Annotated in this window: 9 protein-coding genes; 4 read left to right on the forward strand and 5 right to left on the reverse strand. The window is 43.3% G+C overall.

Annotated elements, in window-relative coordinates; all coding sequences use genetic code 11:
* Positions 1-94 precede the first annotated feature (94 nt).
* Positions 95-1,078, reverse strand: coding sequence for a class 1 fructose-bisphosphatase (locus JMW64_RS03640; RefSeq protein WP_045454425.1), 984 nt, complete (start codon positions 1,076-1,078; stop codon positions 95-97).
* A 416-nt stretch (positions 1,079-1,494) separates the two neighbouring features.
* On the opposite strand from JMW64_RS03640, the gene JMW64_RS03645 reads away from it, so the two are divergent.
* The 3 genes from JMW64_RS03645 to JMW64_RS03655 all read left to right on the forward strand — a co-directional run bounded on the left by JMW64_RS03645 (position 1,495) and on the right by JMW64_RS03655 (position 4,381).
* Positions 1,495-2,568, forward strand: a complete 1,074-nt coding sequence (locus JMW64_RS03645; protein ID WP_201553379.1) for an aspartate carbamoyltransferase catalytic subunit — start codon at positions 1,495-1,497, stop codon at positions 2,566-2,568.
* A gap of 177 nt (positions 2,569-2,745) precedes the next feature.
* On the forward strand, positions 2,746-3,840 hold the full coding sequence (locus JMW64_RS03650; protein ID WP_227676005.1) for a dihydroorotase: 1,095 nt from the start codon (positions 2,746-2,748) through the stop codon (positions 3,838-3,840).
* Positions 3,833-4,381, forward strand: a complete 549-nt coding sequence (locus JMW64_RS03655) for a DUF2127 domain-containing protein (protein WP_227676002.1) — start codon at positions 3,833-3,835, stop codon at positions 4,379-4,381. Before JMW64_RS03650 ends, JMW64_RS03655 begins: the two co-directional genes overlap by 8 nt.
* Before the next feature lie 117 nt (positions 4,382-4,498).
* On the opposite strand, the gene JMW64_RS03660 is transcribed toward JMW64_RS03655, so the two are convergent.
* The 4 genes from JMW64_RS03660 to JMW64_RS03675 all read right to left on the reverse strand — a co-directional run bounded on the left by JMW64_RS03660 (position 4,499) and on the right by JMW64_RS03675 (position 12,337).
* Positions 4,499-5,773, reverse strand: a complete 1,275-nt coding sequence (locus JMW64_RS03660) for a cation:proton antiporter (protein WP_201553391.1) — start codon at positions 5,771-5,773, stop codon at positions 4,499-4,501.
* Positions 5,774-5,904: 131 nt separating this feature from the next.
* Positions 5,905-7,518, reverse strand: a complete 1,614-nt coding sequence (locus tag JMW64_RS03665; protein ID WP_227676001.1) for a DUF2254 domain-containing protein — start codon at positions 7,516-7,518, stop codon at positions 5,905-5,907.
* Positions 7,519-7,703: 185 nt separating this feature from the next.
* The gene (locus JMW64_RS03670) at positions 7,704-10,586 is read right to left on the reverse strand and encodes a M66 family metalloprotease (RefSeq protein ID WP_201555019.1); all 2,883 of its coding nucleotides are present in this window, start codon (positions 10,584-10,586) and stop codon (positions 7,704-7,706) included.
* A gap of 209 nt (positions 10,587-10,795) precedes the next feature.
* A complete protein-coding gene (locus JMW64_RS03675) occupies positions 10,796-12,337 on the reverse strand; it encodes a YihY family inner membrane protein (RefSeq protein WP_201553401.1) in 1,542 nt (513 codons plus the stop codon).
* A gap of 418 nt (positions 12,338-12,755) precedes the next feature.
* On the opposite strand from JMW64_RS03675, the gene wrbA reads away from it, so the two are divergent.
* Positions 12,756-13,373 carry an NAD(P)H:quinone oxidoreductase gene (gene wrbA, locus JMW64_RS03680; protein WP_060490546.1) on the forward strand — a complete coding sequence of 206 codons (618 nt, stop codon included), beginning with the start codon at positions 12,756-12,758 and terminating at the stop codon, positions 13,371-13,373.
* The last annotated feature ends 29 nt before the right edge of the window (positions 13,374-13,402 follow it).

The raw sequence follows: 13,402 nt of genomic DNA on the forward strand, positions 1-13,402 counted from the left end.
TTAGAAAAAAATATAGAAAAATTAAACAATCAGTATAAAGTACTACAAATGCTCTGGCTTTATACTGATTATTATCAAAGTAACGTTAAAGGGCTTATTTATCAGCGTAAGTTACATGCAGATTTTTAACATAATCGACTTCATTTTTGCTGCCTAGTACCACTGGGACGCGTTGGTGAATATCGGTTGGCTCTATGTCTAAAATGCGATTGACTGCATCAGTAGCAGCGCCACCCGCACGCTCAATCAATAAGCTCATTGGATTGGCTTCATACATCAAGCGTAATTTGCCCGCTTTATTGGCATATTTGGTATCGAACGGATAAGTGAAGAGACCACCGCGACATAAAATACGATGCACATCACCGACCATAGCAGCCACCCAGCGCGTATTAAAATCGCGACCACGGACACCCGTTTCGCCAGCAATTAACTCATCGATATACTGCTGCATGGGTGCGCGCCAGTAGCGGTAGTTTGAAGCATTGATGGCATATTCGCTGGTATCGGCATCGATTTGCACGTTTTCTTGTATGAGTACATAATCGTTAGTGTCAGGATCTAGGCTAAACATCACGACATGATCGGCGATAGTTAGCGCTAGTACGGTAGAGGTGCCATATAATAAATAGCCTGCTGCTAGCTGTTGATTACCTGCTTGCAAGAAGTCGCTATTTTCACTGACTTGACCTTGGCGCTGGTACGGTAAAATAGAAAAGATAGTGCCAACGGCCATATTAATATCGATGTTTGATGAACCATCAAGCGGATCGAACAATACCAACAAACTGCCATCTGCATTGGCAGGGGTAGCATCGTCAAGCTCTTCTGAGGCAACGCCTGCACAATGGGTATTTTTCGCCAAAGCATCTAATAATAAGTCATTGGCCAGTACGTCCAGTTTCTTTTGGTCTTCACCTTGGACGTTTTGGTTACCAGCTTCGCCTAGAATGTCTGCTAGTGCCCCTTTTCTCAATAATTGTGAGATGGTTTTACCCACGTCAGTGACAGTCGTAATAACGTCACTCAGTGCAGGATTGGGTGAATAATCATTGAGATAGTCTGTAAGGGTTGTCATAAGGCTTCCTAATAAATGCTGTTAAAATAAAGGCTACTGAAACTAAGGATTAAATAAGGGATTGAAAAATTGGTTAGGTGGCACTTTACAGACCTAAATCTGGCAAATTTTTAAATACCTCGCACGGCATCTTTGTCCTGACCACAAAATCAGCTACACTATCACTATTATTATTTATTTATCGTTTGGCTAAGCGGATTTTTGATGATGGTTTTGACAGGTCTATGGCTACTGCCCAAGAGAATAACAATGGCTGTTTTTTACGGCGCTATGTCTCTCACTGCCACTGGGGTAAATTGTAGCAAATAAGTGCCAAAATGTCCTTGTCTCTGTGCTTATCGTCGACTATAAATCGCCAAAAAACGCATAAATAATGATTATTAAATCATATAAACCAACAATAAAGACCTGCCATTATGCCAAATTCTATCGATAGCCGCTCAACTCAGACAGTCTCGCCAACGGATTATGCTAAATTTGATCCTGATACCATTCATGAGAAACTTGATGCGTCGTTGAGTCGTCCGCAGCTGAATGCTGATGGTAGCATTCGCCATTTTTTGGGGGTAGAAGGTCTTAATAAAGCGCAGTTGCAAGCGATTATTGCCAAAGCAGAGACGTTTTTTGATGATAACGGACAGCTCATTAACCGTCCTGAGCTCGAAGGCTATACGGTGATGAATTTGTTTTTTGAACCGTCAACGCGTACCCGTACGACCTTTGAAGTAGCCGAAAAGCGTCTCGGTGCCAATGTGCTCAATATCGATATCGAGCGCTCTAGTACCAAAAAAGGTGAAAGCTTGCGCGATACGCTGTGGAATCTACAAGCCATGACGGCAGATATTTTTGTGGTACGGCATTCAGCGTCAGGTGCTGCCCATTTTATGGCAACCGAAGTAACACCAGATATTGCTATTATTAATGGCGGCGACGGCTGGCATGCGCATCCAACGCAAGGGATGCTCGACATGCTCACCATTCATCGTGAAGCACCGCGTCCATTTGAGGAGCTGTCAGTGGCTATCGTTGGCGATATCAAGCATTCGCGAGTGGCGCGCTCAGATATCAGTGCGCTACAAACCTTGGGCGTTAAAGACATTCGCGTCTGTGCGCCGCGTACCTTATTACCGAAAGGCATTGAGCGCTTTGGGGTACAAGTCTATGAAGATATGAATGAATGTGTCACCGACTGTGATGTCATTATGGGATTAAGAATACAAAACGAGCGTATCGGCTCGCCGCTGCTGGCATCATCGAGTGAATATTATAAACACTATGGTATTACACCAGAGCGCATGGCGTTGGCTAAGCCCGATGCGTTGGTCATGCATCCAGGGCCGATGAACCGCGGTGTTGAGATTGCATCAAGCGTTGCCGATGGCGACCAGTCAGTGATTTTAAAACAGGTGAATAACGGCATTGCTATTCGTATGGCAGTACTGTCGCTAGCTATGGAAGGTCAGCGCGCTCACCAAGCCGCGAATAAATAATCCTCTGCCTCGCTGTTTTATATTTATTTATCCCATTTTATTGATACGGTAATAACGCTCATGACAACTATGTTAAATATAGATGCACCGATAATTAACCATCTTTCTCAATCATTTAAAGACTCACTATCAAGTGCTGCGACAGATAAGTTGGCTTCACTCGAAGCTGGGCGTGAAATGTGGGTACTGCCGCCTTTGGTTGATTTGTGCGCCCGCCTACGTGAGCCGGGTCAACAACAACATGGCACTTTGGAGTCAGAAGGGCGCGCTGCTCGCGCCAATGGTTTTTTGCATGTGGTCATTCCGCCTGATACCAATCCTATCTTAGAGAACGGTTCATTATTAAAGGGCTTACGTGAGCGCGCGCTTGGTGATGGCGGCATATATTTGCATATTTTGGGTGCATTGACTGCTGGTTTAGAAGGCGAGCGTCCATCAAATATCGCTGGGCTTAAAAAAGGCGGTTGTATAGCCGTTTCTAATGCGCGCCGCCCTTTTCGCAATGACTTAGTATTGCTGCGTACACTGGAATACGCCGCGACTTTTAATATGAAAGTATTCTTTTATCCTGATGAGCCAAGTCTATCTGGTGATGGCGTGGCGCATGAAGGTTATATCGCGTCATATCACGGCTTGCAAGGGATTCCTTGGATCGCTGAAACGGTTGCCTTATCAACGCAGTTGCTAATGGTTGAAGAAACGGGCATCGCCGCTCACTTTAGTCAACTGTCGTGTAAATCTTCAATCGAATTGATGCGCTGGGCAAAAGATAAAGGCTTGCCCGTGACTTGTGATGTGGCGATGCATCAGTTGTATTTGACCGATGATAATTTAGAGGGTTTTAACGCCCAAGCCTACGTATTACCGCCCCTGCGTAGTAATACCGATCAGCAAGCCATCCGCCGTGGTTTGAAAGATGGCACCATTGATGCGATATGTAGCCATCATGAACCCTTGAACAGTACCGCCAAGAAAGCCCCATTTGCTGAGAGTACACCAGGCATCTCAAATTTTGATACCTTTATGGCGCTGGCTTGTCAGCTAGTAAATGATGAGGTATTAACCTTAGAGCAACTTGTCGATAAAATCTGTCTCAATCCGGCGAAAATCGCTGGTATTAGTGAGCAATATGAAAAAATCGGCGGGGCAGTACTGGTGGATCCTAATTTGGAATGGCAAGTTACCGCACAATCCATGCTGTCCAATGGTAAAAACACGCCATTCTTTAATCAGCAGTTGCAAGGCCGCGTTGTGGAGACTTTCTTTGGCTAATTTGCCTAGGCAGGATGATAGTCTGCAACCATCCTCGAAGGATAGCGATCATCACTTGCACAACCAAACCATCAAGTCGCACAGTACTGCTAGTGAATCTATCAAAGCGGTGGCAATCTATGAGGTGGTTAAAGGGGTCGGTGCACTATTAGGGGCAGGGGCTTTATGGTCATGGCATACTGACCTTGACCATTGGCTAACGACGGCGACTGCTTCTTGGCAACAGACTTTTGGACAGCTACTGGCACCGCAAGTTGACAGTGCAGTACGGATTGCCCAGCAGGCAAGTAAAAACTGGCCATTATTCTTGTTATTAATCTTTGCTTACGCCAGTTTGCGTTTCCTTGAGGCTTATGGCTTATGGCAAGATAAAACGTGGGCGTATTGGTTTGGTGTGCTGGGTTATGGGGTGTTTATTCCTATTGAGCTTTACTATCTAATCGTTAGCCCATTTGATTGGTTTAAACTTGGAATATTAGTCTCAAACCTTCTTATTGTGGTCGTGGTCTATCGTAATATGAAGCGTAAAGGTTTAATATAAAAAGTGCGTATATAGCGGCTATCAAAAAAACTGAATGTGTATGAAAAAGCCAGCATAAGATACTCTCTTATGCTGGCTTTCTTTTGCTAAAATGATTGGCTTAAAACTGGTTATAAATTATGGCTTTGCTGTACTCTTATCAGCGCGAATGCTTTTGGCGACTTTGCCAATACTCAAACCTTGCACCAAGATAGAGAATATCACCACTGCATAAGTGAGCGCCAACAAGATATCGCGTTCGGTTCCCAGCGGCAGCTGCAATACTAAAGCTACCGAAATACCCCCACGTAATCCGCCCCATGTCAGCACTTTCCATGCACCATTCGGTAAATCGAGCTGACGATGAAAGGTTTTGGTCGTCATACCTACAACGATAAAACGCGCAACTAGGGCAATGACAATCGTCAAACCAGCGGCGATAAATAAATTACCCGAATAAGCAATCATCACTACTTCTAAACCGATGAGTACGAATAAAATAGCATTGAGAATTTCATCGATTAATTCCCAAAATAAATCAATATAATGCCGCGTTTTATCGCTCATCGCCAATGCTCGTCCGCGATTACCAACCATTAATCCCATCATCACCATGGCGAGTGGTCCTGATAAATGCCAATGGCTGGCGAGTGCATAACCACCTATCACACCAGCAAGCGTTAATAACACTTCTTCTTGATAGCTATCGATACTTTTCAGCATGTAATACAGAATCGCCCCAAGTACTAAGCCAAAAATAATGCCGCCACCAGCTTCAACCGCTAGAGTATGCGCCACATAATTGACCGTCGGTATATCACCACTGGATAAAATCCCTAGCAGCAATACAAAGATGACGACGCCGATACCATCGTTAAATAATGATTCACCCGCGATGACCGTTTCTATACTTTTTGGCGCGCCAGCCGATGCCAAAATACCCATTACGGCAATGGGGTCGGTCGGTGATATTAGAGCACCGAATAGCAAACACCAAAGAAACGGCAAACCGAAACCAAGCAGCGGCAGCATAAAATAAAGCGCCGTGGCGATAAGCATCGCAGAGACGATGGTACCGACGCAAGCAAGGATACCAATAGGCAGTTTATAACGTTTTAAATCGCTGATATTGACGTGCAGCGCCCCTGCAAATAACAGCATAGAGAGCATGCCATCTAATAAGACTTCGGTAAAATCAAGCTGCTCTAATAAGCTTACTTCATAATCAATCAGCTGATCAAATCCCAAAAATCCCAAAAATATGGCGCCAATAGATAATAAAATGGAGATTACCATCACGCCAATCGTGGTCGGTAGACCAATAAAGCGATGGTTAACGTAAGTTAATAGGGCTGTGATTGATAAGAATATCGCGCTGATTTCAAGTATGGTTAGGCTACTGGTAGGGGCCATGAAAAAATTCTCAAGTAATGATGAATGGTCTTAAGCTTAGTGCTTATAAGGATTAGAAAGTTTCTATTTCTATTTTGGTTGTTTTTTATTCTTACCTCAGCGGTATGTACCATATTATAAGTAGGAAAAAACTATCTTGATTGCGTTTGTAATGCTTGGCGAATATGGGCGTCAAACGCGCTAACATAGTCAAAATACTGATGATGAGCATCGTTACTAAGTATAAATTGTTGGGCTTGTTGGCACATCGCGCTCAAGTCATCTATCAGCTCTTGATAGCTTAGGTTTTCTTCTCCAGCACGCTTAATCAGTTTTATCTCATGCAATAGGGTTTGCTGCTGTGCGTTATTTACGCGAGCATAACTTAGATTGACCATCGCCTGACATAGCGCTTTTAAGACCATCAAATCTGCTGCTGCATACCGACGTATCTCGCCAAGCGAGGTATTGATAAAATCAGATATTTTGGGAGTATGAGTAACTATGGCTAATATCGCCAAGCGTTGCTGTCTAACTTCGGCTTTCGATGAATCATCGTTTTGTGCCGGTGTATAAAAATGATAGGGACTGGGCGGCTGGCGACGCATCATAATACTTAAGCAACTGGTCAGTGATTGTACGCAGTTGACCGCTGTTTTTGGATCATTGATACCAGGCGATAAGGCGCGGACGGCGATTTCAGTCATTTGTCCCAAGCTATAAGCAATATCGTTAGAATGAGCCAGTCGTTGTTCGATACGTATACAGCCTGCAAAGCGTTGCCAAAAAAGCCCGTCAGGGGCACGCGGTACAACAGCTAAAGATGGCGTCGCTGTTTTTTGTCGATTGTTTGGATGACCTGCTGGACGCTGGTAAAAGTAACCGATGACGTTTTTGTCAGTGACATAATCACCAAGATTAATACGCATTTGCACCACGCCGCCATAGTCTTGTGTCAGTGTAATCAGTGATTCAAGATAGAATTGTTGGACATAACCTGAGCTTGGTGGATAAATGGGCATCGCTGACCAATGATGAAACTGTTCAATGTCATGATGTTCTATATCGCGTTGATGCTGGATATCGCAATGATCACGATACCAATAGTGAATATTATTAATCGCATCATTGCTGGCGTTTTGAATCACATGTGAGGCTTGAATGGCATGTACCATATGCTGTACAAAGTACACCAGCAACAGCGCACATATAATTGCCATGATAATCGCAAAAGTCACTGCGAGCTGTGGCACACCAAAAGCTACGTCATATTTATGGATGGATTTTAACACCAATAAACTATAACTAAAGGTGCCAATGAACGCCCCCAATACAAATTGATTTGGCGTATCGGTCAAAAAATTGCGCAATAGCCGTGGGCCAAATTGCGAAGAGGCCATCGATAGCACGGCGATTGTAATGGAAAAGGTCGTGCCTGCTACGCCTAATACTGCGCCTGCAATCGCTGTCATGATAGCGCGCGCCGCATCGTCGTCACCGGTAAAAGCAAAGGTAATCTCTCTAACTGTTTCGCGGTCAAAGTGTTGATCGATAGTGACCAATAAAGGCGCAAGCAATATTCCAACGATGACGCACGCCGTTGGGATAAACCAATAAGAGCCAATAAGCTGCTGCCATAGGTTTCTTAGTCGATCGGGTAAATCCAGTAGCGTCTGTAGCGACCAGAGCTGGGCAAATTGCTTTAACCTATGCATGATGGTGAGCAATAGCGACTTAAGCCAGCCACTTTTAGGGTGTTTATCCAATATAATGTGCTCCAAAAACGACCTAAAAATCAAGCAAGTTTTATTGATAAAAGCTGTGCTGTTGCACCACTGAATAAAGAGACTTAAAGAGAATTACCTTACCATATAAATAGGATCGTTTAAAAATTTAGTAAAAAATAAGCCCCTATCATAGGGGCTTATTTTTAGCATAATGGATTGTTTTGTTAATTGACTAGATTGTCAATCCAATTGCTTATCGCAGTGCTTACTTTTGCTAGCACTGATGGCTCTTCTTTACTGTCCATACTTAATGAACGCGTTTGCATATCATCCGTCGATACTGGCTGTTTTTGCAGACTATCTACGATTAACGGTAGATTATTACCAGCGGTTGCTAAGATAAAGCTTGGGTTTTTGGTTAACGTTGTCCATTTCTGATTCCAGCCACCACTACAATTGTAAGTAATTAAGCTTCCGCGATTATCTACTAAATTACCAGTACGCAAATCAAAGCATTTGCCACCTTGTTTGATTTGGTCAGTACCGTTCATCTCCCAAACTTGCGCTGGCGAGTCCAAGCTACAAGTGCCTAAAACGACCCAAGAACCTTGTTCCGTTAAACACTGATCTAATGCCATTTTGCTGTGAATTTTACCTTTAAGATCGTAAATCCACTGTTCAGAGTCATCACCAGTACAGCCACTTGGGCCGCTAATAAAGCTATTTAACTTACCACCTTCTAGAGTTTCAACTTTAAGGCAGTTGTTGCCATTACGGATAGTAGTCATATTATCTAAAGGTTTGTCATCTTGTAGCTCTAAATCTACAACAAACTTTTGAAATTCGGTAAGTGCTTCAGGCTCTTTTTTGATTAAATCCGTACGATAGACATTGACCCAACGGTTTAGACGATTTAGAGTTTCTTGCTGCTTCTCATAACGCTCTAATGTTTGGAGTGCTAAAGGGCTAAGCTCATCACGATACTCTTTATAAGAATCATATAATAACTGACCGTTGGCGTCTAAACTAATAGTCGAATTTTCTGCTTGAGCAAGAAGTTTCTGCTCTAAGGTTGGCAATTCTACCTTTCTTAGTGCCGTATAGCCCTGTTCTTTACCAAAGGTAACCGCGGGTTTAATCGCATCACTATATTGACGAATATCAATGGTTGAGAGCTGTACTTGTGCTTCATTGACCTTTTTACAGTACAAATCTACTTTTTTCGGATCTTCAGCGATGGCTAAATTGATATGGAATTTATTGGCATTACCATTCATTCGATTAGGAGCCAACGCAATATCATTAATCGTGTTATTACTATAAGTAACGCTTAACCAGCAGCTTGCTGATTCAAGTGAGTTATTCGGTGTCGGTAACTCAAAGACGTTGCCCCAGTTACCACGTGCTTCTGGATAAATGATGCCTTTTTGCGCGACAGGGTCATAACCGCCTAAAATGGTAAATACTGGCACGCCTTGTAAGCGTGGTTTTAAGTAATTACCGTTGGCACTGTTGTACCAAACGTTTTTGGATTCTTTCCACACTTTAGGCTGGATGACTTCCATCTTTCTAAGCTCAGCATTCCATTTCTTATAGCCAGTTGGTGAGTCAGCGTCAAATACTGCTTTATCAAATGCTGGCTGTATCTTAATTTTTGTACTATAACCCGTATAGTGAGTATAGTTTGAATAAGCGCCACTCTGTGATCCACCAGACATCGCATCGCGACCATAGCCATAGGTGGCTAAGAAAAGAGGTTTACCAGTGAGACCATCACCCTCGACCTGTCGTGGCCAGTCTAAGTTGCTGCGCATTTTGTTTCTGACGCCATTATAGCCCCAGCCACTATTAGCATGATGCTCGGCCCAAAAGAAATCGCCGTTCTGTTCACCAGGATAATGACTCAAGCCATAATGATGACCGATTTCGTGGCTGAACTCATTACCTTGAGAGTCGATTAGGGTCAACATACCATTACCGCCGCTTAAGCCGTGGTTATATTCACCATTCTTATATTTACCGCGAGCGTGATGCGCATTGACGTTTTGGGTCAATTGCGGTTGCTCTTGACTTTGCATTGAAGCACTGGTGACGCCCCAATTGGCTAAATTAATGCCAACACCAAAGGTTGATTTCGCGGTGTTTTCGCGCATATCACCAGCATAAACGCCAGCATCATTTGAGTCACTGATTGAATCATAAATAGTGCCATTGGCGACCATTACTCGTTCGAGCTTCATGTCATCATAGCTAGCAACGGTCATTTGTGCTGCTGGAATGGTTTGGAAGTAGTCTGAACCCGCTCTTTCTGGATCGCGTAGCATATAATGACCCCAAGATTGAGGTGCATCCGTTAACATGCCCAGACGGATATTGGTCAATACCAACTCACCAGGGGCGGCAAAATCTATGTTATCTTCTGACAATTCACCGCTACGATTTTGGTCATCCACAATGCGAATTTTGAGACCACCTTGTACCTCATCCCAGTTGAGTTTGGTTGACCAAGCACGCTTACTGTAAGCAACGCGTGCGCGCTGATCAGTGTTAGTCTGATCCGTGTCTGGGATTTGAGTCGGATCGGCTAAATTGACAGTTCGTAATAAAACCCCGTCTTTGTAAATTTCAGCCGCTAATTTATTAATGTCACCCATTTCAAGCGTAGGCGTCACTAATAACAGCGCCTCTTTTTCTGCCGTCAGGCGCGGCATGTTTTTTGCTTCGTTACCCTGTGGATCAACGGTATGATTCTGCCCAAACTGTATCATCGCTTGAAAGTCGCCAACCAAGTCTGGACGAATAGCACGAATTTCTCCCGCTCTACCATCGTGGTCAAAAAACCCTAATAAATAAAAATCAGCAATATCCTTTTTTGGTTCTGGATATTTAATAGGCGTACTTGGTTCAAGTGGCGTAGCAGGAATACTCGTTACCGGTGGCTTAATAGGCGTACTTGGTTCAAGTGGCGTAGCAGGAATACTCGTTGCTGGCGGCTTAACAGGCGTAGTGACGGGTGGTTTAACAGGCGGCGTTTCTACTGGTAGATTAATGGTTGGTGGTACAAGTGATGATGTGCTGCCATCACCTTCACCACAAGCAGAAAGCATAATGGATACGACACAAATGCTTAGCGCTGTTACTGGGAATGCTATTGTATTTTTCAAGTTATTGCCCTAATAAAGTTTAAGGCAATATAACAGCTGTGTTAGCATCTCGTACGACTTTTGTTCGATAGATAATAATAAGTTCTATTATAACCTCTAGTGAAAACTAATTTTTATTATTCAATATACCTCACTCATTACTAACGCTTTTCTTAATTCGTTTTTGGGTTATCTGATTCAGTAATGATATCGCCTTTATGATTAAAGAGATTACCATTGGTTTTAGTTTGAGAGTCATTCAAATCTTTAGGAATAAGAATCTCATTGTCCCGCTCATCGCATTCAATATCACTGTCTTTATCATAAGCTATTGGGTCAAAGTGTGGGGTGTCTTTGTTCGGCTCATTCTTGTCTAATGCTGCAGTGGTTGCCGAGGTTTTTCTAAATAAATTTGATTGACCGCCTTTGATGCCTTTTCCATTAGAATCAGCTTTTTTACGTGGCTCACTATTGGCAAAAATAGCATTTAACGGTAGATCTAACTGTTGCTTGGCATAAGCTTCCGTATTCTCAAAACGATTGACTAGCAAGCTAAGCCAAGGTTTTTGATCCTCTGGCCCCATCTCATCTAGCTCATCTTTGATAGGCAAGGGATAAGGTAGCGTGCGATAAAAATCCCATAATGTCATTTTGCTCAAATCTCTCTTGAGCACATAATCATTATCTTCAGTCATGGTGATTAAATTGCTGTCTTGCAGATAATTAATATAGGTATACCATTTTGGTAGCTCTTTGCGTCCTAGCACATTACGTAGCGCTTGTTCGCTTACCGCTTCCCCTTTTAAATGATGGGTATAAACGAGGTTTAGCATATCAAGCAAACTTAGCAGAGGGTGGCGTGGATAGACCTCTTCAGTCTCAAAAATCGTCAAGGTATAGCTAATCTCAACACCTAATAGAATTAAATTCCAAGACAAATATATCCATAATAAGAAGATGGGCAGTGCCGCAAAAGCCCCGTAAATCGCTTCATAACTGGTGAAGTTTGCCATTACTGTACCAAACAGGTGCTTCATCAGCTCGAATACGATAGCGACGAAGAGACCAGCAATGGCTGCATTTTTTGCGGGTACGCGGGCTTTTGGAATGAACCAGTACATACCAATAAAGCCTGCGACAGTGATACCAATGGATACGGCTTGTACCCAAAAAGACCAGTCAATGCCATAACCAGCAATTTGTCGATTTAAAAAACTCAAGCTTTGTACCGCGCTTGAAGCAAGAAATGCCGTACCCAGTACTAACGGTCCTAACGTGACGATGGTCCAGTAGCGCAGCATACTTTTCATACCGCCAGAGCGATTTTCTACCCGCCAGATTTGGTTAAATGCGCGCTCGATGGTTGTTAACGTCATAATGGTCGTAAAAAATAACACCATCGCCCCAATGATGGTTAGATTTGAGGATTTTTCAGCAAAGCTATTGATGTACTCACTGACCTGCATGCTTGATTGTGGTAGCAAGTTACTATAAATCACTTCATATATCTGTGCTCTAACGGATGCAAGTGCTGGTACAGAAGATAGGATCATCAATAAGACGGTTAGGACGGGTACAATTGACAACATAGTCGTGTAGGTCAGCGATGCCGCTTTTTGCTGGCAATTGTCTTCAAAAAAGTGCCGAGTCAAGAATCGTAAAAATTGAAACCAGCGTTGATGTAAAAACGGGATTTTTTTTGATAAATTTTCCATATCGACCATTTAGCAGGTGTTTGAGTGACAGTAGTGTAACAAAAATATGCTGTTACCATCTGCGGTTTAATTGTGTCAAAATGCACGGCAGCAACCTCTCTAGCAGGTTATTAGCGACAATTTGTACCAAGGCTGTTTGCATGTCGGTGAATGACTGGGGCATAATATATGCCTATATTGCGGTATCTGTCACAGATTATGTATATAGTCATTCCACTATAAAATTATTACAGCGTTAACCTCGATTGAAGTATTTAATATACATCTACACTCGGTTGCGTTGTACTATTTTTAAATTGAATCAACTATAGCTACATAATAAGTAAGGTTTTATGCTAAAGAAATAGACTGCATAGAAGCGGTTGTAGATGATTAGAATCAACAATAACATTAATGGTTTTATGAGGAAGTATTGCTAATGAGTCAGACCGCCCCTTATGTTTTGGTGCTCTATTATTCAAATTACGGTACGACTAAGACATTGGCTTATGCTATCGCTCAAGGTATTGAGGATGCTGGTATGACAGCCCGTATCCGTACTGTACCAACGGTTGCACCCGAGACCACGTCGAGCAAGCCTGCAATACCTGATGAAGGTGACTTATATTGCACTATGGACGATCTAAAAGACTGTATGGGTTTGGCGCTTGGTAGCCCGACGCACTTCGGTAATATGGCTGCTCCCATGAAATATTTTTGGGACAATACGGTCACTATTTGGCTGGCAGGTAATTTACAGAACAAACCTGCTGCTGTATTTACTGCGACCGGCTCGATGCACGGCGGTCAAGAGACGACATTGCTGACCATGATGTTGCCGTTGATGCATCACGGCATGATCCTTGTTGGTGTGCCTTATGCTGAGCCTGCGCTTAATCGTACTCATCGTGGTGGCTCGCCTTATGGTGCCAGCCACGTGAGTGGGGCGTTGCATGATCAACCCGTCTCAGCTGATGAGCGCGAGTTGGCTATCGCCCAAGGTCGCCGCTTGGCGATTAGTGCTACTGCATTGGCGCAAGCTAACTGGACTCGCTAAGCGGATTTTTATAGCATGCAAGGTCTTAT

The sequence above is a fragment of the Psychrobacter immobilis genome (genome assembly GCF_904846065.1).
Lineage (GTDB): Bacteria > Pseudomonadota > Gammaproteobacteria > Pseudomonadales > Moraxellaceae > Psychrobacter > Psychrobacter immobilis_H.